Source organism: Chryseolinea lacunae (genome assembly GCF_016735595.1).
In the GTDB taxonomy this organism is placed as follows: Bacteria; Bacteroidota; Bacteroidia; order Cytophagales; family Cyclobacteriaceae; genus Chryseolinea; species Chryseolinea lacunae.
In genome coordinates this window covers 1,223,946-1,248,023 of sequence record NZ_JAERRB010000001.1, presented here as the reverse complement: position 1 = coordinate 1,248,023, position 24,078 = coordinate 1,223,946, and the positions used below count along the sequence as shown (strand labels likewise).

Here is a 24,078-nt window from a genome sequence, read left to right as displayed (position 1 = left end):
CGTTCAATGCCCATCCACATCCATCACGGCCTGTGCAAATGCCTGAGGTGCTTCGAGCGGCAGGTTGTGACCTGCGCCAGCAACAATGCGGTGCGTGCGCTTGCCTGAAAACTTTTTGCTGTACGATGTTCCATCGGTTGCAGGCACCACGCCGTCGGCATCGCCGTCTAAGGTGATGGTTGGAACGGTGATGACAGGACCGGCGGCCAACGTTTTCTCCAGGGAATCGTATTGCGATTCGCCTTCGGCCAAACTAAGTCGCCAGCGGTAGTTGTGAATGACTATGGTAACATAGTCCGGGTTGTCGAAAGACTTGGCGGTTCGTGCGAACGTGGCGTCGTCGAAGTTCCATTTCGGAGAATTAAATTTCCAGATGAGTTTGGCCAGGTCGGCGCGGTTTGCGTCAAGGCCGGCGCGTCCGCGTTCGGTGGCAAAATAATATTGATACCACCAGCCCCACTCGGCGCGCGCAGGCAGCGGCTGTTTGTTGCGTTCCAGGTTGTTGATGAGGTATCCGTTCACCGACACCAGCGCCTTGCAACGGTCTGGCCACAGTGCCGCGATGATGTCGGCCGTGCGGGCGCCCCAATCATAGCCCGCCAGAATGGCCTTGTCTATTTTCAGCGCGTCCATCAAAGCAATGATGTCGAGCGCCACCACAGACTGTTGTCCGTTGCGAACAGTGCTATCGGAAAGAAAGCGCGTGGTGCCGTGGCCGCGCAGGTGCGGAACAATGACACGATAGCCAGCCGACGTCAGGATGGGAACCACGTCCACAAAACTGTGGATGTCATAGGGCCAGCCATGCAACAGAATCACCACCTTGCCGTGCGAAGGTCCGGCATCCACATATCCAACATTGAGCAACCCGGCATTGATCTGCTTCAGTGTGCTGAAAGCGGAAACAGTTTTTTGTGTTGATGAAGGTTGGGCAGTGCTGAGACCGGACATGAAAATTCCGGCAACGATCAGAAATTTAGAGACAGCATTAGAAAAGCTGCGCGGGGTATGCGTGGAGACTTGCGACATGGGTTTAGCGGTTAGACGTGTTGCGTGATGAATGGGAAAAAAAAAGAACCCTGCCCATGAACGCGGGTAGGGTTCTTTTCTGAATGAAATTAAACCAGGTTGATGGCCACATTGATGTTGCCGCGTGTGGCTTTTGAATAAGGGCAAGTTTGATGCGCAGTGTCCACAAGGGCACGGGCCACTTCAGGGTCAATGCCGGGCAGGCTCACATTAAGACGGGCTTGCAGAAAGTAGCCGCCGTCTTGGTTACACAGGTCCACTTCGGTGTCAACAGCCAGTTCTTTGGGCAGTTTGATTTTTAGTTTACCGGCGGCAATGCCGATGGCGCCAATGAAACAGGCCGACCATCCGGCAGCAAACAACTGCTCGGGGTTTGTGCCGGGGTGCGGTGTGCCGGGTGTTGACAGCTTGATGTTCAACTGACCATCCGAACTTAACGATGCGCCGTCGCGGCCGCCGGTGGTGTGGGTCTTGCCGGTATACAATACTTTGGCGGCTTCGGTGATTTGCGCAGGGGCGTTGGTGGCGATAACAGAATCTACAGTGTGCGTTTCCATAATTTTATTTTTTTTAGTAAGTGATGTTTTGTATTTGATATGTAAAGATACGCGGGCCTCAGGGCCGGGTTGGAGCAAAACCCTCCAACTGGACTACTTCGGCCGCGAAGTGGACATTGCTCGCCGCGAACCTCCGCTCACGTTGTCCATCGCGGAGCGGGTTTATTTCGCCGCGGCTTTGGCGGCAGCCTCGATCACATTGGCCACGGCTTCCGGTTTGGAAATGAAAATGACATGACTGCCTTTCACTTCCGTCACCACAGCGCCGATGCGTTTATACATAGAGCGTTCAAGGTCGGGCGCGATGCTTTTGTCTTCCGTTGCCACGATGCCAAACGCTGGTTTTGTTTTCCAGGCAGCCTGGGTCACGGGGGTGATAAACGATTTCACGGCAATCGGGCCTTGTGAAGCATACATGTAGTCGGCTTTTTCCTGGCTCACATCGGCGGCAAATCCCGCGCGAAACTTTGCCTTGTCATAGTAGATAAAACCTTTGTCGTCGGGAGGAAGAATTCCATTTTCGGGCGAGGGCGACGCGGTCTTGGCCAGGTCAAGGGTAGACTCGCCTGCGTCGGGTGCAAAGGCGGCCACATACACAAGGCTTTTCACCTTCGAAGACACACCGGCCTGCGTGATCACCGTGCCGCCCCACGAATGTCCAACCAACACCACCGGACCCTCTTGTTTGTCGAGCGCGCGTTCTGTGGCGGCAACGTCGTCTTCGAGCGAGGTGAGCGGATTCTGCACCATCGTCACGCGATACCCCCGGCGTGTCAGAATTTTGAAAACGGTTTCCCAACCGGAGCCGTCGGCAAAAGCCCCGTGTACAATGACAATGTTTTTTGCAGCGCCCGTCGTTTGAGCATTCGCCATACCCAACGTGATAAAGGAAAGAACAACGGCAAGCAAGGCCGAAAGAAGTGTTTGTTTACGAATCATGGTTTTCATTTTTTGTTTGTTTGTTGATTAGGTTATGAACTGTGTTTATGATGAGATGAAACAAAATATTCTGAGGCGATGCACTATGGAAAAAAGGACGCCCGTTGCTGAAGGATATACACGATCCGTTGCGCATCGTCGGGGGTAGCTGGCACGCGGTCTTCAGGTTTGCCTTGAACGAGTTCGTAGTGCATAACCACCACACCTCCGGAGTCGAGCGATGTGGTCACGTGTTCGATGGTTTTGACGGCGCCGTTAATGTTGCTGCCAAACCACAGCGGATTGGGTTTCTGTTCCCACGTCACCAGCGTATATTCTTCGCCCGCCACGTGTTTGCTGGAGTCTGTGGCCGCGCGCAGCGCCGCGGTGTTGCCATAGAGCGTCGACATGGTTTGCTGGCGGGTGTTGAACGACGAGGTGATCACGTCAAGCCCCGCGTTGTCAAACAACGTCTCGGGTGCCAGATCGGGTTGGGATGGGGTTTGGCATGCCGCAACCAGCAGGGGCAGCATGGCAAAGAGCAAGGTTTTTGTTTTCATGATGTGGGTTTTAGTATTTCTGGTGAGTGGGAATGTCGAACACGAAGCCGTTTGCCGACGCAAGACGGTGACAGTTGATGCAGTCCACGTCGAATGCAATCGTGTTGCCGTAGGGCACAAGCTTGGGTGTGCTGAACCGCGCAAACCCCCAGCCCTCTGTGTTTTTATACTTGACGTCGTCGCGCACCATGAACTGCACATTGTTAAAGTCTCCGGCGCGTACGGTTCCCGTTGTGTCTTCAGCCTGTTTGTTCCACACCACCTTGGCAATGATGGCACCGTTGGGCCAGGGGTTGATGGTGTTTTCGGTAATGGCTTTCACGGCAATGTCGTTGCCATACACCACGCGCATCGTGCCGTTGTCAAAGCGATTGGTAGTGGCAATCACCTTCCAGTTCCGAAAGCCTTCGATGTAGCGGATGCCATTTGGTGAAGCGGGTATTGTGGAGGGACGGGTCACGGGTGTTGATGGCGGAGTTTTAGCGCCATTTGTTTTCGAAGTGTTCGCGGCGAGCGCCACCACATAATTTTTCAGCGTCCTGATTTCGCGTTCAGATAATTTCGCGGAAGGGTTGACGGCGGTGTAGGTCGCCAGCGGCATTTTTCCCTGATCAGCCATGTTCACCATATACCAAAGTTTGGTGACCTGATCGGTAGTCGACAAACTATCCCAATGCGAAAAGTTGAAACGGCTCCGGGCTTTGCGCACATCGGCCGAAACCAGCCACGACACCGGAGCAATCTTGTCATACCACGCCAGACGTGTTTCGTTGGAGTGACAATTGTAGCACGACCGCTCAAGTATAGTCACCACCGAGTCGGGCCCGGCAAAGGTGCCGGTTGGCGGAGGGTTGCTGATTGCGGGTTCTGCAAATTGCATCCCGATCACAATCAGGGATAGAATGCCCAATGCCACCAGGAGTATTCTCGATCGTTTCGTGCTGGATAATTTCATGTGTTGATTTTTTTAAGTCGTGATATAATGAGTGAAGTGTGTGCAGGTGATTGTCGCGCCGCGCAGGGCGTTTGTTTTTGAGTTCGTTTCAAAAGTAGGCGGCCCGTGTCACGTGGGCTGTCAGAATCTGGGCTAAGTCGGCAGAATGAGGTGTGAAGTGGACAAAGCCGACCCCAGGCAGACAGCACGACTTTATTTCAAAAACATGCTGTGGTGTTGCGTTCAACTTTTAGGACGACAACCCAAGGCGTGTGCAGGCTCATAGGCGGAAAACGGGCTGTATAGTTTAGGATGGAAGCTGCCAGGCTCACCACCGAATTTGTCTGCTTGGGCGGCGATGCACTATGAGCCCGGTGGTGTGTCAAATAATTTTGTGTCAGCAATCGGGTCGGTCGACCTGATTTTAACTTTTTATGAACATCGTAATGAAATCAATTAATCTTCTTGTCCTTGCCGTGGTGGTCGTGGCCGCCGCGGCCTTTTCGTTTTCGCCTGCGGCCGACGTAATTAAAAATCCAGGACGTGCGGACGATGCCAGGGGCTTTGCCGTAGTGGAACTCTTCACGTCCGAAGGCTGCTCGAGCTGTCCTCCAGCTGATGCCTTGGTGGAAAAGATTCAGCGCGAAAACAACAACGATCAGATTTATATTCTTGCCTTTCACGTCGACTATTGGGATCACCAGGGATGGAAAGACCGCTTTGGCGATCCCGAATTTTCGAACCGGCAACGTCAGTATGCCGAATGGCTCAACCTCGGAACATTGTATACACCCCAGGTGGTCGTGAACGGCGCAACCGAATATGTTGGTTCCGACGAATCCCGCATCGGCCGCGCCATCGCCAACGGTCTGGCACAATCCGCCGCAAATGTGTTGACACTTAAAGGAACATTAGCAGACAAGCGTGTTGACATTGTTTATCAGGTTTCGGTTTCGAAAAAAGACACGGAGCTGGTGCTGGCGTTGGTGCAAAAATCGGCATTGAGCAAAGTGAAGGCTGGCGAAAATATGGGCCGGAGCCTGGCCCACATTCAAATCGTGCGCGGATTGTTACGCGTGCCTGTAGCACGCAACGATCAGCAAAATGTGTCCCTCAATTTTCCGGACGATGGTGCCAACGGGTGGGAAGTGATCGGCTTTGTGCAGCAGAAATCCGATGGTCACATCCTCGGCGCGGCGCGGTTTGATGTGAACTAGCGATTCCTGCTGGAACGCGCAGGAGCGGAGGTAGGTTGGACAATGGCATGAAGTATACCGTGGATTCTGTGGTATATTCAGCCGCCACACGGTCCGGACCCGGTTCACGCCGGGCAGATGACGTGAGAAATGGCCAACCTCACCTCAAAATTTGTCCACTTCGGCTATTGAAAAGACAACATCATACGGAATGTTGAATATTTTTACGCAGGCCTGGGAGGTAAAGTATCAATGCTCTCGAAACGCCAACAAAAAAAGTGAGCCGTCAGCGGCGCTACACATGAATACAAAAGCATTTAAAATATCGAACTGGATAGTCTGGCTAAGCTCCTTTTTTCTGGGCGTGCTCATGTCGGTGCCCAAAGTGGCCGAGTCGCACTTCAATCCCTATGAGGCCGCCGTCAATTCATTGATCACGTTTTTGTTTGCCATATTTATATGGTACTACAACATCTACACGCTGCCGGTCTATTCCTCGCGCGATGTGGCCAGCGGGTTGTCTGTGGTGCGACTTGTGAAAAGCCTGCTCATCGGAATGGCCATGATGTTTATTCTGGCCTGCGCCCAACAGTACATCCTGTCGCACCTCGACTTTGGTCCGGTCATGCTCATGATCGAGGTGCGGGGCATTCTCATCAACCTCACGTTCTATATGTTTCTGCACCTGGTGTATCAGAGCTACCAGAACCAGCAGGTTGCCATCGAGCTGGAGCGCACCAAAACCGACAACATGGGCGCGCAATATGAATTGGTGAAACAACAGGTGAATCCGCATTTTCTGTTCAACAGTTTGAACACCCTGAAGTATATGGTGGAAAGCCACGATGCGCATGCCGAAGATTTTATACTCAAGCTCTCCGATTTCTATCGCTTCACGTTGGAGAGCCGCAAGCTTAACCTGATCAAACTTTCCGAAGAGCTGGAAATATTGCAGTCCTATGTGTTCCTGCTGAAAGCACGCTTCGAAGAAGGTTTCGCGTTGAACATCGACATCGACAAGGCGCTTTATGCATCATTCATTCCTCCCTTCACACTGCAACTGCTCGTAGAGAATTGCATCAAGCATAATGTTGTGTCGTTGCACCGGCCGCTTCACATTCGTGTCTACGCCGAGCGCGATGAGCTGGTGGTGGAAAATGCCTTGCAACTTAAACGCACCCCGGAAGCATCAACCGGCATGGGACTTGAGAACATCAATCAGCGCTATATCCATTTAATCAACAAGAAGATCGAGATCAAGGTCAGTGAGACCACATTCTCTATCAAACTTCCCATCATTCATGAAAATAGTAATCATTGAAGACGAAATAAAAGCGGCGAAGTCGCTGGCGGCACTCATCGCAAAACTCCGGCCCGACGCCACCCTGGTGGCGCAACTGCAGAGCATCGAAAGCGCCGTGGAGTTTTTGACGCAGAACGCACAGCCCGACCTCATCTTCATGGACGTGCAGCTTTCCGATGGCATGTGCTTCGACATCTTCAAGGCCGTGAAAATTCAATGCCCCGTGGTGTTCTGCACCGCCTTTGGCGAATATGCCATGGACGCCATAAAAGCAAACGGCATCGACTATTTGCTGAAGCCGTTTTCGAAAGAACAACTGGAAGAAGCATTCGAAAAAGTCGATAACTTTAAAAACTTCTTCCAGCAAAATCAGCAACCCGATCTGGATGGGCTGCTAAAAAAAATGGGGCTCGACGAAGGCAAAAAAAGCTTCCTGGTTTTCAAGAGCAACAAATACACCACGGTGCAAACCGACGCCATCGCGTTCATCTACATCAAAAACGAATCCACCACCATCGTGACCTTCCAGGGGCAGGAATACAACCTCACACAGACTATGGACCAGGTGCAGGCCATGTTGTCGGTCAAACAATTTTTCAGGCTCAACCGCCAGTACCTCGTCAACTTCAGTGCCGTGAAGGAGGTGGAGCATTATTTTGACAGAAAGCTGTTTGTTAAACTCACGGTGCCCACGCCCGACAAACTGCTCATCGGAAAAGAAAAGACCAGCGGTTTTTTGAACTGGCTGGAGACGCGATAATGCGGCGCCTTCATTTTTTGTAAATAATCCAAAGATCAACCGGGAAAAATTCCCGCCTTCATCCTCTTGCTAAAGCCGCGGGAAATCCAGCCCCACCGCCGTCGAACAATCGTTTGAAGTTGCGCGATAAACTTTTTTGCTATTTTTATCCGCCTGCCCGGAAGCCCTGATCGTTTTTTTGAGGCGATGTGGTCATACCCGTGCGGCAGTGGAGCAAATAGCCTGTGGAAGAAAACCTGGAAGAGGATGTGATTCGTCGGATGCGCGACGGAGACGAACGAGCATTCAAGCTCGTGTTCGATCTCTATTACCGTCCGCTCACCGTGTTCGCCATAAAATATGTGGGCGACGTGGAGGATGCCAAGGAGATTGTGCAGGAATTTTTTGTGCGCATGTGGTCAAAGCAGGCAACGCTCGACATCCGCTTTTCACTGCGCATGTATCTCTATCAAAGTGTGCGCAACGCCTGTCTCAATTTCATCGCGTCAGACAAGGTGGAGAAGAAACGCATGATGGGGTATAACTATCCCCTGGTGTCGAACGACAATGCGCTCGAACACATGATGGCCGCCGAGCAGGAAGAAATTCTGATGCAGGCCATCGACCGCCTTCCCGAAAAATGCCGCGAGATTTTTGTCATGAGCCGCATGAACAGGCTCTCGCACCAGGCCATCGCCACCCAACTCAACATCTCCGTGAAAACGGTTGAAACCCAGATTTCCATTGCCCTGAAGCGCCTGGCCGAGTGGGTCATCACCCTCGCGATGTTTTGCTGCGACGCACTGACCGCCCTCTTCTGACACGCGTCTTTCCGTGGCGCGCCGCAGCGTCTCAAGAAAAATATTCAAAAAAATCCGAAAACCTTTTAAGGGGTGCTCATCCTTTTGCTGTCTGTAGCATAATTCAAGCAGCGCTTCACCCTAATGGTTTTCTATGGATAGAATTTTTACGGTCTTCTTTTCTCGCGTCGGCAAGGTTAGGATTGGGATTGAATTCCGGAAGGGATTCATGGCGGTGGTGTTGGCGATGGCCACGCTGCAGGCCCGGGCACAGGACCCCACGTTTTATGAAACGTTCGACGGCACCGCCTCGGGCGAAGTGCCCGTGGGTTGGAAATCCTATTCGCTCAACGGCGACCAGGGCAACGGCTGGGTGCGCTCGGTCTATGGCTTCTTTGGTCCCAAAGTGATGACCAGCGGCGTGGAGTATGCGCTGCCCGGAAAAATAGACGAAGACTGGCTGGTCACGCCGCAGATCACACCCCGCGCCAACGACTACCTCATCTTCGACTCGGGCCAGGAGTTTGTGTGGGATGATTATGGATCAACCTACGAAGTACGCATCTCTACCAAGACCGCTAACCGCGCCGACTTCACCACGGTGTTGAAGAGTTATACGGAACCGGAGTTTCCCGGCTATTTATATTCCGAGCGCCTCTTGCTCAACCTTGCCGCCTACAAAGACAAGCCCATCTACATTGCGTTCGTGCATAAAAATCCGGTGACGGGCGAGAGCTCCGACCCGGAGAATCCATTTCCCCGAAGCGAGAACTGGTATCTCGACAACGTGTGGGTACGCGCCGTGCAGCCGCTCGACTATACCGCGGGAGAAATATTTGGTTCGTTCAGCAACGTGATCCGCGTGGTGGAGTCGGGCACCACGGTCATCATCAGCGTGGTGGTGCGCACAGCGGGCGACAACGGCAGCGCCGACATTTCGGCGCTCACCTTCACCACGGCCGCCTCGTCTCCCAAAGTGAAGATCAAGAAAGCCATGCTCTACACCACCTATGGCGATTCGTTCCTGTCTACCAATGAAGAAACAGGCGAAGTGTATGCCGACGTGTATGGCTCGATTACCGATCCCGGAAATGAATTCACCATCGAAGGTTTTCAGGACCTTGCACGCGGCGACAACTATTTCTGGCTCATGTATACGCTCGAAGCCGACGATGCCGTGCTCACCTTTCCCTATCCCGAAGTGGATGCCACGTTCGAGCGTGTGGTGGTGAACGGTGTTGAACATGCCACCACGTTGAGCACAACAGCAGCCACCCATGCCGTGGTGCCCGATGTGCCGGTGAACGACAACTATGCCGATGCCATTGAAATTGAACCTTCGCCCGGCACCACCGTGCACACGGGTTCTTACAACTATAAGGCCACGTTCGAAACAGAGATTGTGGTGGAGCGTCTTGCCTATTGTGCCACGCCCAACAATGGTTCGGCCAAAGATGGATCGAACTCGGTGTGGTGGCATTTCAAAGCACCGGCCGCGGGGGTGATCACGGTCGATCTGTCCACGAGCAAGTTCAACACGATGCTGCTCATTCAGGATGTGAACGGCGACCAGCTGGCGTGCAGCAAAGACATCGACGAAAGCGCACTGGTGTTGCAATCGCGCATTTCGAATTTCCCGGTGGCCAATGGGCAGGAGTTTTTCATTCGTGTAACAGGCGAAGGCGCGGGCCCGGGCGATCCCAACGCCGCCAACGGTGTGGTGAACCTGGACTTCACATTCGAAGTGCCCCTGGGCGTTGAAGGTCCTTTCTCCTACGAGCTCTCTGAACTCTACCCCAATCCCACAAACGAAAAAGCCAACATCGACATGCTGTTGCACAGACCCACCAACGTGGTGCTGGAAGTAACAAACACGATGGGCCAGACGGTGCATGTTCAGGACAAAGGGTTTATGCCAGCGGGCAAACACGAGCGTGTGGAACTTGATGTGGCGCATCTTCCGGCAGGACCCTATGTGGTGCGCCTGCGCGGAAGCAACACCACAGCCCGCAAGCTCATGGTGGTGAAAGACACGGGCGCGCATTGATCGACAAAACAGGAAATCATTTTTATACAAACACGATGGAAGAAAACAACGACGACAGAAACTGGTATCTCGCTTCGAAGCGGTTAACAGAAGGTCTTTCCGATGCCGAGCAAGTAGAGTGGGAGGTTGTGCTGCGCAATGAAAAATTTAAAAATGATTTTGCATTGATCGAAAAACACTGGCATGCCCTCGAGGCCTCGGCCTATGCAAAGATCAATGTGGGCGAAGACTGGCAAACGGTGCTGGCAAAGATCCGGACCACACAACAACCCGCGAAGCAATTTGTGTTGACAACGTGGCTGCGCTATGCGGCCATGCTTGCCTTTGTGATCGTGAGTGCCTATGGCGCGTGGATGTTCAGCAAACCGTCGACCACCCAAACCCTCCTCACGCGAATTGAAGCGCCGGCCGGTGCGCGCACCTATGTGACGTTGCCCGACAGCTCGCACGTGTGGCTGAATGCCGGCTCGCGCATTTCGTTCGATCAACATTTCGGAAGCGACAATCGCGACCTGGCATTGGAAGGCGAAGCGTTTTTTGATGTGGAGAAACGCAAGGTTCCTTTCAAAGTGCAAACCGTGGCCTACGAGATTTCGGTGTTGGGAACAGCATTTAATGTGAAAGCCTATCGCGACGACGATGAGGTGAGCACCACCCTGATCCGCGGCAGCCTGAAAGTGAACCGCGTGAACGCCGCCGGTGTGGCCGAAGAAATATTGATTCGCCCCAACGAGAAACTCACCCTGCAGGGATTGCCCGCCGAACGCGGCACACATCCGCTGGTGCTTCAGAAAAATATCGATGGTGCTGCGGAAGCCGATTGGAAAGACGGCTGGCTGACCGTGCGCGGCGAATCGTTGCGCGAGTTGTCAAAAAAAATCGAACGGCTCTACAACGTCACCATTCAGTTTGAAGACGAAAACCTGGAGGCTTACAAATATACCGGCCGCATTCAGCAATTCAGTTTGGAACAAGTGTTGAAGGCGCTGGCGCTCACGTCGCCGATCGAATTTGTGATTCACGAAAAAAGCGTGACACTGCGCGAGAACAAAAACACGAAATCAAAATATCAGACAACACCCACACCTTGATAACAAACCTTAAACCCCGATCGATGAAAAGACAATACAACCTCACATAACCATAGTCATCGCCTGAAAAAAAGCGGGATCAAAAGATGCTGACACATCTCCTGATCCCTTAGGACAGACAAAACAGTTACCAACCCTGTGACGGAGTGGAACGATATTATTTTACCTAATCCCAGCGAATTCTATGAAAAAAAATGGATACGGCCAAGGAAACCTGTGGCCAGTATTACTTAAAACGGCGTTGGTTATGAAAATCTGGCTTTTGCTACTATTGATCCCCCTCGGTGTTTCGCTGGCGGGCACGGCGCATTCTCAAAACGTGAGTCTTGAGCTGAAGGATGTCACCATCCGTCAGGCGTTGCATGCCATTGAGCGCGAGAGCGGATATTCTTTTTTCTATAACGATTCGTTTCGAGACCTGGAAAAGAAAATTTCACTCACGGCACAGAACGAACCCATCGGTGCCCTGCTCATTCGCATGCTGAACAACACACAGCTCACTCATAAATTTCTGGAGGGCAAGCTGATCGTGATCGTGCTGAAAGACAGTCCCGAAAAAATAAGAGTGCGCGGACAAGTGACGGGTGCCGACATAAAATCTTCGCTGCCCGGTGTGAACGTGACCGTGAAAGGAACGGGCACCGGAACTGTTACGAATGTGAATGGTGAATATGTGCTGGACGTGGACCCCGGTGTCACGCTCGTGTTTTCGTTTGTGGGTTATATCAGCTCCGAAGTGAAGGTGACCAACGAAACAACCATCAACATCGAGTTGGCGGTGGAGGCAAAAACGCTGAACGAAGTCACCGTGGTTTCTACCGGCTATCAGGAAGTGGACAAGCGTTTGTTCACGGGCGCGGTGGTGACACTGGCCTCGAAAGATTTTAAAACCGACGGCACCCTCGATGTGAGTCGCATGTTGCAAGGCCGCGCTGCGGGCGTGTCGGTGCAAAATGTGTCGGGCACGTTTGGGGCTGCGCCAAAAATCAGAGTGCGCGGTGCCACGTCCATCACCGGCGACAACAAACCCTTGTGGGTGGTCGACAACGTGGTGCTGGAAGACGTGGTGAATATTTCTGCGGAACAACTTACCACGGGTGATCCCAACACCCTCATCGGTTCTTCGGTGGCAGGACTCAACTCCGACGACATCGAGAGCATCACCATCCTGAAAGACGCTTCGGCCACGGCGTTGTATGGCGCGCGCGCCAAAGACGGGGTGATTGTTATCAAAACAAAAAAAGGACGTGTGGGCAAGCCGGTCATCACCTACACGGGAAACTTCTCAACCTATCTCAAGCCTTCCTACAACAACTACAACATTCTGAACTCGGCCGATCAGATGTCGGTCTATGCCGAGATGGAGCGCAAGGGGTTGCTGAATCATTCCGACCTGGTGTCGCGACCAAACGGTGGGGTCTACAAAAAAATGTACGACATCATCAACAGCTCGTTCAACGAAGAAACCGATCAGTTCGAATTGTTGAACACGCCGCAGGAGCGTCGCGCGTTTTTGCAGCGCTATGCGCTGGTCAACACCGACTGGTTCGACGAGCTCTTCAAAAATTCGTTTGTGCAGGAACATTCCCTCGGAGTGTCGTCGGGCACGGAGGTGTCGCAGTTGTATTTCTCCACAAGCTACTATGACGACAACGGCTGGACCATTGCCGACCACGTGGACCGCTACACCCTGAATGCCAGCGCAACGTTCAAACTTTCCGACAAGGTTCGCTTCGGCCTCACCGCCAACGGCTCGTCGCGCAAGCAACGCGTGCCCGGCACCGTGGCACGACAGGTCGATGTGGTGGAAGGACGCTACAACCGCGACTTCGACATCAACCCCTTCAGCTATGCCCTCAACACCAGCCGCGTGCTCACCGCCGAAGATGGCGCGGGCAACCTGGAATATTTCACACGCAACTATGCACCGTTCAACATCATCAAAGAATCGCAGACCAACTTCATCGACCTGAACCTGCTCGACCTTCGCCTGCAGGGCGACTTCAGCTATCAGATCGTAAAAGCCTTGAAGTATGAATTTGTCGGCGCCGTGCGCGACGTGCGCACCACCACCGAACACAAAGTGGGCGACGATTCAAATATGGCCAATGCCTATCGCGCCGCTGGCTCGCAGGTGATCCGCCAGGGAAACAAATTTCTCTATTACAATCCCGACTATCCCAACCTCGACCCCGTGGTGGTGTTGCCCGAAGGCGGTTTCTATAACCGGTCCGACGACCAGATGCGAAGCTACTATGTGAAAAATCAGCTTACGCTGAAGCAGGTGTTCAACACCAAACACCAGGTGAATTTTGTGGCGGGTCACGAGTTGCGCATGATCGACCGGCAGAATTCCTACAACAACGGCTACGGCTATCAATTCAACAAAGGCGGTGTGGCATTCACCGACTATCTCATCATCAAACAACTGCTGGAAGGCAACTTCAACTATTTCGGCATGGGCTATTCCAAAGAACGTTATGCAAGCTTCTATGCGTCGGCAAACTATGCGTTCAACGACAAGTATGTGCTGAACGCCACCACGCGCATGGACGGCTCGAACAAACTGGGTGAAGCCCGCACGGCCCGCTGGCTTCCCACCTGGAACGTGAGCGGCGCGTGGAACCTCGATGCCGAACGTTTCATGAGCAACGCGCGCGCCATCGACTACCTCACACTCAAGGCGGGCTACGGTCTCACGGCAAACGTGGGCAATGCCACAAACTCGTCGGTGGTGTATCGCAGCGGCACCACACCCCATCCACACTTCGACGAAACCGAGTCGCAGATCATCATCGACGGATTGGAGAATCAGGACCTGACGTGGGAAAAACAATATGAACTGAACGTAGGATTAAGCACGGGCTTCTTCAACAAATTCACCGTCACCTTCGACTACTACAACCGGAATCATTTCGACCTCATCAGCGTCATCAAAACATCGGGCATTGGCGGCGAACCCTACAAGGCCATCAACTATGCCGACATGAAATCGCACGGCATAGACTTTTCGCTGGGCGCCACACTCTATGATCGCCGCGGACTGACGTGGACAACCAACTTTGTTTTCAGCCACAACAAGAGCCGCATCACCAACCTGAAGAATCAGCCACGCATCTACAACCTGGTGTTCCAGGACGGCGGCGCGCAACAGGGCTACCCGGTGCGCGGACTTTTTTCCATCGACTATCAGGGCCTGAACCCGGAGAACGGCGTGCCCACGTTCATCGATCACGAAGGCAAACTGGGCACGAATGTTTTTCTGCAAAGCCTCAACACACAATATCTCAAATATGAAGGGTCGGTCGATCCCACCATCACCGGAGGTTTGTCAAACACGTTCCGCTATAAGCAACTTACGCTGAACGTGTTTTTCACCTACCAGGCCGGAAACAAAATCAGGCTCAACCCTTCATTCAAAAATGGCTACTCAGACCTCGACGCCATGCCGCGCGAATTTCTTGACCGTTGGATTAGGCCGGGCGATGAAAAGAGCACCGACATTCCGGCCATTGCCGACCTCAACGTACTGGCGGGCCTCAGCTCAACCTATCCCTACAACACCTACAACTATTCAAACGCCCGCGTGGCCGACGGTTCGTTTGTGCGGATGCGCACCATTTCCCTCAGCTACATGCTCCCCAACAAATTGGTGTCCGGCACCACATTCACCAATGCGTCCGTCAGTGTGACGGGCACAAACCTGTGGCTGGTCTATGCCGACAAAAAATTGTATGGACAGGACCCGGAGTTCTTTAGCTCGGGCGGGGTGGCGCTGCCGGTGCCGCGACAAATCACGCTGTCGCTAAAACTAACCTTGTGATGAAAGGTGGAGATGAAATTTGAAAACGAAGTATTAAAACGTAATCGGATGAAAAAGAAAGTATCGATCCTGTTTGCAGCCACCGTGGTGTTGATGACGGGCTGCAACGACTTTTTATCGGAGACGCCCGACAACCGGGCCAGTCTCGATTCGAAAGAGAAGATCGCGGAGCTATTGGTGACGGCATATCCGGAGGCGAACTACATTCCCTTTTGTGAAGCGTTGTCCGACAACGTGGAAGACAACTTTGGTGGCACCGAAGACGTGACCAACGGCGACCCCTGGTTCTGGCGCGATGCGTCGGCTACGTGGCAGGACTCGCCCGAATTTTACTGGAACGGATGCTACACCGCCATCGCGGCAGCCAATCACGCCCTGCGTGCCATCCGCCAAAGCAACGACTCAACGTTTTATGACGCGCAGAAAGGCGAAGCACTTTTGGCAAGAGCCTATTCGCACTTCATGCTGGTGAGCCTGTTTGCCAAAATGTATGATCCCCAAACCGCCACGGGCGATCAGGGCATTCCCTATGTGACCGATCCGGAAACCGTGTCGCTCAAACTATACGATCGCAAAACCGTGGCCTATGTCTATGCCATGATCGAGAAGGATCTCACCGAAGGCCTGCCCCTCATCGACGATCATGCCTATGAAGGATCAGGCACAAACGGCGCAAACCTTGCACGCTTTCATTTCACACGGGCCGCATCGCATGCTTTTGCCACACGGTTCTATCTGTTCAAAAAAGAATATGACAAAGTGATTGAACACGCCAACGCCGTGCTCAACGTGAACGACATCCCGTCGATGCTGCGCCCCTGGACCACAACCTACCGCACGCTCACGTCGAATGAATTGACGCTGACCTACACACGCTCCACCGAAAAAGCAAACCTGTTGTTGTGCGACACGCAATCGAACTGGGGCACGAGCTTCAACCAGCTGCGCTATTCCACCGGCGCGGTCAGGAGAGCAGAAATGTTTTTCCTCAACAATCCCGCTGCGGGCAACTATGCCTATTCAACATACTATACCAACACCGGGGTGAATTTTGTGTTCAAGTTTCGCGAACACTTTGTGCGCACGGGCATGAACGCCAGCACGGGCTATTCGTATGCCATCATCCCGTTGTTCTCGGTAGAAGAAGTGTTGCTGAGTCGTGCGGAAGCGCTGGCCATGCAGGTGCAGCTTCACGAAGCACTCGACGACATGAACCGCTTCATCAGCATGCGGGTGCTCAACTACGACCCCAAGGTGAACAACGTCACGTTTAACCGCCTCTACAATCTCTATGAGGAAACCGACAACAAGAAGGCCATCGTGCGCGGCATACTGGAACTGCGCCGTGTAGAATTTTTGCACGAAGGTCTGCGGTGGTTCGACATTCTCCGGCACAAAATTCCGGTAACACACACATCGTACGACGGACAAAGCCTGACGCTGGGACCAAACGATCCGCGACGCACACTGCAAATTCCGGCCGAGGCTATTTCGGTTGGCGGTCTCAACCCAAATCCGCGCTAACGCCCCAAACGACCATGATCATGAAGACACAGAAACTATCGATAGGGATGCTGATGCTCCTCCTGCTGGTGTTGCCGCTGGCGTGCAAGGATGGCTACAACGAAGCGGTCGATCCTTCCAGGACCGACTATGTGACCAACGACAACAACCATCCCGATTCGGAGCTTGACAAATGGCTGCTGTCCAATTTCACAAACCCCTACAACATCGAAGTGAAATATCATTGGGATGCATCCGAAGGCGATCTTTTCCGCACGCTTGTGCCACCCAAAGTTTCGCAGATCCGGCCGGTGATGGAGGTGGTGAAAAAAGTGTGGATCGATCCCTATTCCGATCTGGCCGGCGCCACCTTTGTGAAACAATATTGCCCGAAACAGTTTGTCACCATCGGCAGTGCGCGCTACAACCCCGACGGCACGTTTACGCTGGGCACAGCCGAAGGCGGACGCAAGGTGATGCTCTATGTGGTGAACGCGTTCGATCCCACACAACGTTCGGCCGTGAAGCAACTCATGCACATTGTGCAACACGAATTTGGCCACATCCTCAATCAAACACTTTCCTATCCATCGGCCTTCCGCGAAATAACACCCGGACTATACACCAGCGACTGGCGTTTCAACTCGGTGGCGCAGGCACGCGGGGCCGGGTTCATCACCAACTATGCCATGGCGTCGCCCGACGAAGATTTTGTGGAGATGATTGCCACCATGCTCATCGAAGGCAAGGAAGGCTATGAGGCTATTCTGGCGTGTGGAACAAACAGCAACAGCCTTTCACTGTTGCGAAAGAAAGAAGCGCTCGTGGTGCAATATTATCGCGAGTCGTTCAACATCGATTTTTATGCGTTGCAAACCAAGGTGCAGGAAGCCATCAACGCCATTGCACCTCCCGGCGAAGGCCCCGAAGAACTGCCACCGCTGGCCGATGTGTGGGGCTTTGAAAAAGAAAAAACCACCGTGCGTTTTGACCTGAGTCAAATGGCAGAGCCGAGCGAATTTTCGCTGCGCTTCGCACAAGACAATCGCGTGTTGCACGAAGCCGGTCTTGCTCTTGACTACAATTTCAAACTCTACTACACCGCCGCCGACGAACTCGCCCTGAAATTATATTACTACGATCTGAGCGACGAAGACAAAGTATACAAGCAGGCAACATTCTATTATTTCCTCATTCCCCAGGACGACGGCACCATCGCGGTGTTGATGAGCTATGCCGACGAGAACGGCATGTATCTCAACAACGACCTTGGTGTGGGAGCGCTCAACGCATTCTTCGCGAACCGGACGTTCCGTTTCGACTGGGTGGAATCGTGTGGCGGCGAGGTGTATGTTGGACTCTATCCACAAGACTCTCCCGCAAATTTCTGTTTTGGTGTATTGGAAAATTAAGGACCCGACAACGATGAAGAAACTTTTTATACAGCCCACCCTTGGCATCGTCTGGCTCTGTGCATTGCTGTTGACAACCGCGTGCGACCGGAACTATGACACCATCTTTAAAGAAACACCCGACCAGCGCGCGCAGGCCGAACTGGACCAATACAACACCCTGCTCATGAACGCACCCAATGGCTGGAAGGCATCGCTCTACACGGGCACCGGCGCAGGCTATTTTTATTATTTCGATTTCAAACCCGGCGGACAGGTAACGATGCTCTCGGACTTTAACGAGGAAACAGCAGGAGAGCCCATGGAAACCACCTGGGCACTAAAGGCCCTGCAACGTGCCACGCTAAGCTTCACCACCTACTCCTACATTCACTTGCCAGCCGATCCCGACGGCAACGTGAACAACGGTCTGCCCGGCAGTGGCCTGTTGTCGGATTTTGAGTTTGCCATTGTGCGCACCGCGGGCGACAGCGTGGTGATGAAGGGTGTGCAACACAGCGCCGAACTGGTGTTGGTGAAAGCCAGCGCCGAAGAACAAAGCGCCATTGTGGGCGATCGGATTCTGGATTTGTTACAGGAAACGTCCGCCTACCTCACAGCCTTCAACGGCTATCGCCTCACCCTGCCCGACCAAACGGTGGTGCCCATGGCGCTGAGCATTCCACAAAAGCTGGTGTCATTCCAGTACATCGACAGCGACGGCACAACCATCAAATCGCCACGCACCTCCTACACGTTTTCAATCAACGGCATCGTGCTGAAAGCCCCCATCACCATTCACGGCTTTTCCGTCCACGCGCTGTTGTGGAACGACGAAACAAAATCCTATTTCGTGAACGAAGCCGATGGCCTGCCGCTGGTGGGCTCGGAAGATACGTTCATTTTTGAACCCACAGTTTCGCTCGCCAGCCTGCTCGACAAAAAACTGATCACCGCCACCTTGCCCGAAGGCGCAGGCATCTACCCGCTGCCCGGCCAGTCAGACGCGTTCACGGATCTTTACAATGAAACGGCGGCCGCACTATACAACGGTCTCTACCGCCTGACCCTTCGCGACATCCGGTTGGTGTTCCCACCCAACACCGGCCTCATGCAATTTGTGGTCACGTTCACACAGCCCGGACAAAACGGTTCAGTCAGTCTCTACGCAGCGCAATACACATACTCGTATCAGCTACGCGACGGCGGCATTCTGAAATTTAAAATGGAAGACGTCGACCAGAACGGAGGCCTGCTCTACAACGACCTCATCGGCATGCTCAATCATTTCGACAACGACACGTTTGCCGTGAAGTATGTCGGCGGCGGCTTCAACGTGGTGGCCGGATTTTTTAGCCAGGAGGAACAAGACTATCATTTCGGCGGATACTTGCCCGCGCAGTAAGGAGAATTGTCGTCAGGCAGAATAGCGATATCACAACGATATCGCTTTCTTGATCTTCTCCCCGGCAGCACTCGGTTTTTTCCGGGTCTCCAGATAATGATGCCACAACATCATGGTGCCCACGCTGCGATAGGGTTGCCATCGCTTCGTGATGCTCAGCAACTTTTCAGGATCAACATCCTTGGGCAACTTCTTCACCTGCTTCAGGGCATTCACGGCGGCAAGATCGCCCGGCGGAAAAATGTCGGCCCGGCGCAACACAAACATGAGGTAGATATCGGCACTCCAGTTCCCAAGACCTTTCAGGGCCACGATGTTGGTACGCACCGCGCTGTCGGATAATTTCTCCTGCGCTTTGGGAACAAACGTTTTGTTTTGAATGGCTTCGGCCAGCAGGCGTGCATACACCATTTTCTGCCGGCTGAAATAGCACGCTTTCAGTTCTTCGTCCGTCAGCGACAGAAGTCGTTCGGGCGTTATCTTTTTTATCTTGTCACGGAGTTTATTTAACGCCGCCAGTGCCGAAGCCAGCGACACCTGTTGTTCCAGAATGATGTGCACCAGCGATTCGAACGTGTTGGGTCTTGTCCACATGGGCGGGTAGCCATGCGTTTTCAGAATCAGATCCAGCGCACGATCCTGCGCGGCCAGCGTGTCGCACAGCGTGTGGAAGTTTTCGGTCGAGAAGGTTTGTATCACAAAGGTTGGGGGATATGAAGGGGTGTTGGTGAAGCCACAATAGAAGTGAAGACGAAAATACACCAACAGAGTTGCGCACCACGTTTAAAAAAGCGAAGGATTCCGATCTTCCAGGCGTAGCAGAATGGCTTTGTTGTGAAGCCCTCCGCCAAACCCAACCGGGTTGCCCGTGCTGCCCACCACCCGGTGACACGGGGCAATGATCGAGATCGGATTTTTGTTGACCGCACCGCCCACAGCGCGAACGGCTTTTGCATTGCCAACCTGTTCGGCAATGTGGCCATAGGTTGTGGTGGTGCCATAGGGAATGGTGAGCAACGCCTGCCACACCTTTTTCTGAAACCCCGTCCCTTCAAAGTCCAGCGCAAGCGTGAAGGTTTCGCGCTTCTTGTCAAAATATTCCGTCAGCTGCTTTTTTGTTTCCAGGAGTATGGGATGTGCATCATCCCTTTCGGCATCGCCATGCACCGACACGCGCTCGCCATCGTCGTGTTGCCACAAAATGGCGACCAGTGCCTGTGTGCTGGCAATCAATTTCAAAATGCCGACGGGGGAGTTGATGGTTGTGTAAGCGTATTCCATGCGCACCGTTTTAATCATGTCGTTGTCAAACCATAAACCATCAAACACTACATCAGGTTGCGACATCGGCAGTAAAAATAGAACTGTGTGCTCCAAATTGGCAGGCGTCACAGCATAGGGAGATGGCCCGGCCACATCAAACCAGAAGCCGTATTTTTTTTGAGCTAGAAGGTTTATTCATCGCGGCAAGTCAAACGTTATCTTCCAGTTGATTCCAAATCGATCTTTAAAAATTCCATAGTAAGATCCCCAGAAGGTTTCTGTCATGGGCACTTTAATGTCACCACCAACCGAAAGTTCACTAAACAACCGGTCTGCTTCGGCCCGGCTGTCCGTATTGATGTAGAGCGCAAAATTATCAACCGGTCCCGATGCTGATGCGGAATGCGATTCTGCATGGTCCGAGCCCATCAGGGTGGTTTCGTCGCTGATCGGCAATGTCACATGCATGATCTTTTCGTCGTGCGCGGCAAAGATGTGCCGGTCTGTTTTCGGAACGTCTTTGTAGCGTCCTAAGTAGTTGAACTCTCTCCGGAAAACTGACTTATAAAAGAGAAAAGCCTCTTCACAGTTGCCGTCAAAAAACAGGTAGGGATTAACTTTAGTCATAATGGTCCGTGTCTGCAAATGCCAGGGCGATACCCCGTGCGTCATACGTTAACCTGAAGATAAAACTAAAACTTCACGCAGAACACAGAAATCATATGGAATGCAGGTGGGCACAAACTCAAGTGACAAATAATTTACTCCCGATGCGTGCCGGCAGCGTTGTAGACATAAGGTGACGGCCGCACCATAAGCGTGAAACGAATTGCCCAACTTCACGATGGGGGAGCAACGCACACCTGCGAATCGTTCAATCTAACGGGTTTCGCAAACACGGCATGGTTATTATCAACTTCTGCTTACTGGCGTGTATCCATACGGTGAGAAACGCCCTTTCAAAGTCAAATCAAAGATAGGCCATGGTAATAGTCGTAGTAGATGATGATGAAGACGACCGGGTGCTGTTTTGTGAAGCGCTGTTGGAAATAAATCCCCATCAGCCCTGCATTGCAATTGAAAGCGGTCAAAACATAGTGGCGTGTTTAAAGGAAGGCACGCTGAAACCCGACCTGTTGTTCATCGATGTGAACATGCCCTTGCTGGGGGGATACGAATCCGTAGATATCATCCGTGCGCTTCCGGGGATGAGTGCGCTCACCATCGTGCTCATCAGCACCGAATTCAATCCCACCCTCACAGCCCATTTTTCCGACCCCCACGTCAAATTCCTGAAAAAGCCCGACAGCTTCAGCGACCTGGTGATGGCCTTGCGCGGTTTCATGGCCAGCATCACTTCGGAATAGACTTCACAGCTTGTGCAGCTGCGGTGCCAGCAAAGGTTTCAGCACAGCCCACACGGTTTCGGCAATCACCTGGTGACCTTTGTCAGAAGGATGAAGACCGTCTTTGAGAATATGGTGTTTCACACCCACCACACCCTCCAGCAACGACGGCACAAACACGGCGCCGTGTGCCGTGGCCAGCGCACGAAAAATCTTTCTGAACTCCTCAATTTTTTCGGCCGAGCTAAACAAGGGAACTTCAACGCCAAGAATCACCAGCTGGCACGAAGGATACTTGAGCGAAACCTTTTGAAGAATCTTTTCCAGGTTGTGATGGGTAGACGAGTTGGGAAGACCGCGGATAATGTCGTTCAGGCCAAGCTCCAGCACAAACACATCCGCCGGCTGCCGTAGCCAGTGATCAAGCCTGCTCAGCCCGCCCGACGATGTGTCGCCACTCAAGCCCCCGTTGGTCACTTTATAGGGCAGATGCTCAAGCTGAATTTTTTGCTGGATCAACGCCGGAAAAGACTCCGTCGTCGGATTTGCCAACCCATAGCCCGCCGTAATGCTGTCGCCAAAAAAGAGAATGTTTTGCATGTTTCCGTTAAAGAAGTAAGTGCCTTAGATGTTCAACAAAGTTTTCGTTTTTCTCCATACGAAACCCTGAATTCCATCAAAATAGTTTCGTTTCACCCAAGTGTGGTGTCTTTTGCGGTCACTATGGTAAAATACATGCCAAATCTCACGTCGCCCCCGTCAAAATGAAAAGCCACTTTTCTGAATGTTCAATAGAGGAGATTTGGCCCTGGGCGGCGGCTATTTGGGGGATTATGCCCCAACTGCCCTGGCGTAAAAAAGAAAAGGGTTTCTTATGCAGAAACCCTTTTTTTCTAGATTATTTAAAAGCGACCGCTCACTTCTTATAAATCCGATACAACCTTCCCTGATCAGTAACCGCATACAGCGCACCATCTTTTCCTTCTGCAATGTCGCGGAAGCGTTGTTCAACTTCGGCCAGCAATCGTTCTTCGCCAACCACTTTGTTGTTCTCGATAATCAGCCTGCAAATGTGCATGCCGCTGAGGCATGAAATAAACAAATTGTTTTTCCATTCCGGAATGCTGTCGCTGCTATAGAACGTCATACCGCTGGGCGAAATAACGGGGTCCCAATAATACGTGGGTTGTTCAAGATCCATTTTCTGTTGAATAGAATCGCCCACCTTCTTGCCCGAATATTCAATGCCGTAGGTGATTGTGGGCCAGCCATAATTTTTTCCAGCCTCAATGCGGTTAAGCTCATCGCCGCCGCGTGGTCCAAACTCGGCTTCCCACAGGTCGCCGGTTTCCGGATGAAACGCAATGCTCTGCACATTCCGGTGGCCATACGAATACAGCTCAGGTCTTGCTCCGACCTTGCCTTCAAACGGATTGCCCGCTGCGGGTTTGCCATCGGTGGTGATGCGAATCACTTTGCCAAGGCCCGAGTTCAGGTCTTGTGCTTGGGGTCTGGTTTCAAGATCCGAGCGCTCGCCTGTCGACACAATCAGGTTGCCATCTTTGGCAAACTTCACACGGCCACCAAAATGGAGCGTGCCTTTAAACGCCGGTGTGGCACGATAAATAACCTTCACACCTTCCAGCTTCTTTTCGTCGGCCGATAGTTTGCCTTTCGCCACCGCCGTCAGGTTGCCGCCGGTCACGGGTTCCGAGAAGGCCCAGTAAATCATTCTGTTTTGTTCAAAGGCCGGGTCAATGCACACGCCCAGCAAACCGCCTTGTCCGTCGCTGTCCACTTTCACCATGCCGCCAAGGGCTGCGCCCACTTGTCCGGCGGCCGTAACAATTTTCATGGAGCCACCTTTTTCCGTAACAACAAATCGTCCGTCGGGCAGGCTGGCAATGCCCCACGGTCTGGTCAGTGTGCTGTCAAGCAAGGTTCCTTCATAGGCTGTTGCCGATTTCACGCCGGCGGTGCGGGTCTGTCCTTCAAAGGCAGGCTTGTAGTCGCTGTTTGCTTTCTTGGTCTCCACGGGCGCGTTGGCCACGGCTGCGCTATCGGCAACCGGCGCGGTCTGTTCTGTTTTTTTAGGTCCACACGAGGCAAGCACAAGGGCCGCTCCGGCAACGAGTAGGGGAATAGTCTTGGTCATTATAAAAAAAATTAGTGT

At 52.7% G+C, this 24,078-nt stretch carries 21 protein-coding genes; 11 read left to right on the top strand and 10 right to left on the bottom strand.

The window, feature by feature from the left end:
- Positions 1 to 3 precede the first annotated feature (3 nt).
- The 5 genes from JI741_RS04990 to JI741_RS04970 all read right to left on the bottom strand — a co-directional run bounded on the left by JI741_RS04990 (position 4) and on the right by JI741_RS04970 (position 4,019).
- Entirely contained in the window at positions 4 to 1,029 is a 1,026-nt protein-coding gene (locus JI741_RS04990) for an alpha/beta fold hydrolase (RefSeq protein WP_236675869.1), read from the bottom strand.
- 89 nt (positions 1,030 to 1,118) lie between these two features.
- On the bottom strand, positions 1,119 to 1,586 hold the full coding sequence (locus JI741_RS04985) for an organic hydroperoxide resistance protein (RefSeq protein WP_202007889.1): 468 nt from the start codon (positions 1,584 to 1,586) through the stop codon (positions 1,119 to 1,121).
- A 162-nt stretch (positions 1,587 to 1,748) separates the two neighbouring features.
- Positions 1,749 to 2,525, bottom strand: coding sequence for an alpha/beta hydrolase (locus JI741_RS04980; RefSeq protein WP_236675868.1), 777 nt, complete (start codon positions 2,523 to 2,525; stop codon positions 1,749 to 1,751).
- 83 nt (positions 2,526 to 2,608) lie between these two features.
- On the bottom strand, positions 2,609 to 3,064 hold the full coding sequence (locus tag JI741_RS04975; RefSeq protein WP_202007888.1) for a hypothetical protein: 456 nt from the start codon (positions 3,062 to 3,064) through the stop codon (positions 2,609 to 2,611).
- 10 nt (positions 3,065 to 3,074) lie between these two features.
- Positions 3,075 to 4,019: a heme-binding domain-containing protein gene (locus JI741_RS04970; protein WP_202007887.1), complete on the bottom strand. Its 945-nt coding sequence runs from the start codon at positions 4,017 to 4,019 to the stop codon at positions 3,075 to 3,077.
- Positions 4,020 to 4,432: 413 nt separating this feature from the next.
- On the opposite strand from JI741_RS04970, the gene JI741_RS04965 reads away from it, so the two are divergent.
- The 10 genes from JI741_RS04965 (at position 4,433) to JI741_RS04920 (ending at position 19,296) form a co-directional block, all read left to right on the top strand.
- On the top strand, positions 4,433 to 5,215 hold the full coding sequence (locus JI741_RS04965; protein WP_236675867.1) for a DUF1223 domain-containing protein: 783 nt from the start codon (positions 4,433 to 4,435) through the stop codon (positions 5,213 to 5,215).
- Between the two features lie 280 nt (positions 5,216 to 5,495).
- A complete protein-coding gene (locus JI741_RS04960; protein WP_202007885.1) occupies positions 5,496 to 6,515 on the top strand; it encodes a sensor histidine kinase in 1,020 nt (339 codons plus the stop codon).
- Entirely contained in the window at positions 6,496 to 7,257 is a 762-nt protein-coding gene (locus JI741_RS04955) for a LytR/AlgR family response regulator transcription factor (protein ID WP_202007884.1), read from the top strand. Before JI741_RS04960 ends, JI741_RS04955 begins: the two co-directional genes overlap by 20 nt.
- Before the next feature lie 224 nt (positions 7,258 to 7,481).
- On the top strand, positions 7,482 to 8,057 hold the full coding sequence (locus JI741_RS04950; protein ID WP_202007883.1) for an RNA polymerase sigma-70 factor: 576 nt from the start codon (positions 7,482 to 7,484) through the stop codon (positions 8,055 to 8,057).
- 133 nt (positions 8,058 to 8,190) lie between these two features.
- A complete protein-coding gene (locus JI741_RS04945; protein WP_202007882.1) occupies positions 8,191 to 10,083 on the top strand; it encodes a T9SS-dependent choice-of-anchor J family protein in 1,893 nt (630 codons plus the stop codon).
- 35 nt (positions 10,084 to 10,118) lie between these two features.
- Complete coding sequence (locus tag JI741_RS04940) at positions 10,119 to 11,174, top strand: FecR family protein (protein ID WP_202007881.1); 1,056 nt, start codon at positions 10,119 to 10,121, stop codon at positions 11,172 to 11,174.
- A 247-nt stretch (positions 11,175 to 11,421) separates the two neighbouring features.
- Positions 11,422 to 14,997, top strand: a complete 3,576-nt coding sequence (locus tag JI741_RS04935) for a SusC/RagA family TonB-linked outer membrane protein (RefSeq protein WP_202007880.1) — start codon at positions 11,422 to 11,424, stop codon at positions 14,995 to 14,997.
- A 48-nt stretch (positions 14,998 to 15,045) separates the two neighbouring features.
- Entirely contained in the window at positions 15,046 to 16,521 is a 1,476-nt protein-coding gene (locus tag JI741_RS04930) for a RagB/SusD family nutrient uptake outer membrane protein (RefSeq protein ID WP_202007879.1), read from the top strand.
- Between the two features lie 20 nt (positions 16,522 to 16,541).
- Positions 16,542 to 17,912 carry a zinc-binding metallopeptidase gene (locus JI741_RS04925; RefSeq protein WP_202007878.1) on the top strand — a complete coding sequence of 457 codons (1,371 nt, stop codon included), beginning with the start codon at positions 16,542 to 16,544 and terminating at the stop codon, positions 17,910 to 17,912.
- Between the two features lie 13 nt (positions 17,913 to 17,925).
- Positions 17,926 to 19,296: a DUF4302 domain-containing protein gene (locus JI741_RS04920; RefSeq protein WP_202007877.1), complete on the top strand. Its 1,371-nt coding sequence runs from the start codon at positions 17,926 to 17,928 to the stop codon at positions 19,294 to 19,296.
- 30 nt (positions 19,297 to 19,326) lie between these two features.
- Here the strand turns inward: JI741_RS04920 and JI741_RS04915 are convergent, their stop codons facing one another.
- The 3 genes from JI741_RS04915 to JI741_RS04905 all read right to left on the bottom strand — a co-directional run bounded on the left by JI741_RS04915 (position 19,327) and on the right by JI741_RS04905 (position 21,186).
- On the bottom strand, positions 19,327 to 19,995 hold the full coding sequence (locus JI741_RS04915; RefSeq protein WP_202007876.1) for a DNA-3-methyladenine glycosylase family protein: 669 nt from the start codon (positions 19,993 to 19,995) through the stop codon (positions 19,327 to 19,329).
- Positions 19,996 to 20,079: 84 nt separating this feature from the next.
- Positions 20,080 to 20,577 carry a methylated-DNA--[protein]-cysteine S-methyltransferase gene (locus JI741_RS04910; protein ID WP_202007875.1) on the bottom strand — a complete coding sequence of 166 codons (498 nt, stop codon included), beginning with the start codon at positions 20,575 to 20,577 and terminating at the stop codon, positions 20,080 to 20,082.
- A gap of 177 nt (positions 20,578 to 20,754) precedes the next feature.
- Positions 20,755 to 21,186 (bottom strand): VOC family protein, encoded by a 432-nt coding sequence (locus JI741_RS04905; RefSeq protein ID WP_202007874.1) that lies wholly within the window; start codon positions 21,184 to 21,186, stop codon positions 20,755 to 20,757.
- A 356-nt stretch (positions 21,187 to 21,542) separates the two neighbouring features.
- Here JI741_RS04905 and JI741_RS04900 point away from each other — a divergent pair, with 356 nt between their 5' ends.
- On the top strand, positions 21,543 to 21,926 hold the full coding sequence (locus JI741_RS04900) for a response regulator (RefSeq protein WP_202007873.1): 384 nt from the start codon (positions 21,543 to 21,545) through the stop codon (positions 21,924 to 21,926).
- Positions 21,927 to 21,929: 3 nt separating this feature from the next.
- On the opposite strand, the gene JI741_RS04895 is transcribed toward JI741_RS04900, so the two are convergent.
- Complete coding sequence (locus JI741_RS04895; protein WP_202007872.1) at positions 21,930 to 22,505, bottom strand: arylesterase; 576 nt, start codon at positions 22,503 to 22,505, stop codon at positions 21,930 to 21,932.
- A gap of 316 nt (positions 22,506 to 22,821) precedes the next feature.
- The gene (locus JI741_RS04890; RefSeq protein WP_202007871.1) at positions 22,822 to 24,060 is read right to left on the bottom strand and encodes a PQQ-dependent sugar dehydrogenase; all 1,239 of its coding nucleotides are present in this window, start codon (positions 24,058 to 24,060) and stop codon (positions 22,822 to 22,824) included.
- Between the last annotated feature and the right edge of the window lie 18 nt (positions 24,061 to 24,078).

Bases quoted from the DNA above. Each gene is read 5' to 3' on its own strand.
- JI741_RS04920 (WP_202007877.1), top strand. From the start codon at position 17,926: ATGAAGAAACTTTTTATACAGCCCACCCTTGGCATCGTCTGGCTCTGT.
- JI741_RS04925 (WP_202007878.1), top strand. From the start codon at position 16,542: ATGAAGACACAGAAACTATCGATAGGGATGCTGATGCTCCTCCTGCTG.
- JI741_RS04980 (WP_236675868.1), bottom strand. From the start codon at position 2,525: ATGATTCGTAAACAAACACTTCTTTCGGCCTTGCTTGCCGTTGTTCTT.
- JI741_RS04930 (WP_202007879.1), top strand. From the start codon at position 15,046: ATGAAAAAGAAAGTATCGATCCTGTTTGCAGCCACCGTGGTGTTGATG.
- JI741_RS04945 (WP_202007882.1), top strand. From the start codon at position 8,191: ATGGATAGAATTTTTACGGTCTTCTTTTCTCGCGTCGGCAAGGTTAGG.
- JI741_RS04955 (WP_202007884.1), top strand. From the start codon at position 6,496: ATGAAAATAGTAATCATTGAAGACGAAATAAAAGCGGCGAAGTCGCTG.
- JI741_RS04900 (WP_202007873.1), top strand. From the start codon at position 21,543: ATGGTAATAGTCGTAGTAGATGATGATGAAGACGACCGGGTGCTGTTT.
- JI741_RS04970 (WP_202007887.1), bottom strand. From the start codon at position 4,019: ATGAAATTATCCAGCACGAAACGATCGAGAATACTCCTGGTGGCATTG.
- JI741_RS04975 (WP_202007888.1), bottom strand. From the start codon at position 3,064: ATGAAAACAAAAACCTTGCTCTTTGCCATGCTGCCCCTGCTGGTTGCG.
- JI741_RS04940 (WP_202007881.1), top strand. From the start codon at position 10,119: ATGGAAGAAAACAACGACGACAGAAACTGGTATCTCGCTTCGAAGCGG.
- JI741_RS04910 (WP_202007875.1), bottom strand. From the start codon at position 20,577: ATGGAATACGCTTACACAACCATCAACTCCCCCGTCGGCATTTTGAAA.
- JI741_RS04990 (WP_236675869.1), bottom strand. From the start codon at position 1,029: ATGTCGCAAGTCTCCACGCATACCCCGCGCAGCTTTTCTAATGCTGTC.
- JI741_RS04965 (WP_236675867.1), top strand. From the start codon at position 4,433: ATGAACATCGTAATGAAATCAATTAATCTTCTTGTCCTTGCCGTGGTG.
- JI741_RS04935 (WP_202007880.1), top strand. From the start codon at position 11,422: ATGAAAATCTGGCTTTTGCTACTATTGATCCCCCTCGGTGTTTCGCTG.
- JI741_RS04960 (WP_202007885.1), top strand. From the start codon at position 5,496: ATGAATACAAAAGCATTTAAAATATCGAACTGGATAGTCTGGCTAAGC.
- JI741_RS04890 (WP_202007871.1), bottom strand. From the start codon at position 24,060: ATGACCAAGACTATTCCCCTACTCGTTGCCGGAGCGGCCCTTGTGCTT.
- JI741_RS04985 (WP_202007889.1), bottom strand. From the start codon at position 1,586: ATGGAAACGCACACTGTAGATTCTGTTATCGCCACCAACGCCCCTGCG.
- JI741_RS04905 (WP_202007874.1), bottom strand. From the start codon at position 21,186: ATGACTAAAGTTAATCCCTACCTGTTTTTTGACGGCAACTGTGAAGAG.
- JI741_RS04895 (WP_202007872.1), bottom strand. From the start codon at position 22,505: ATGCAAAACATTCTCTTTTTTGGCGACAGCATTACGGCGGGCTATGGG.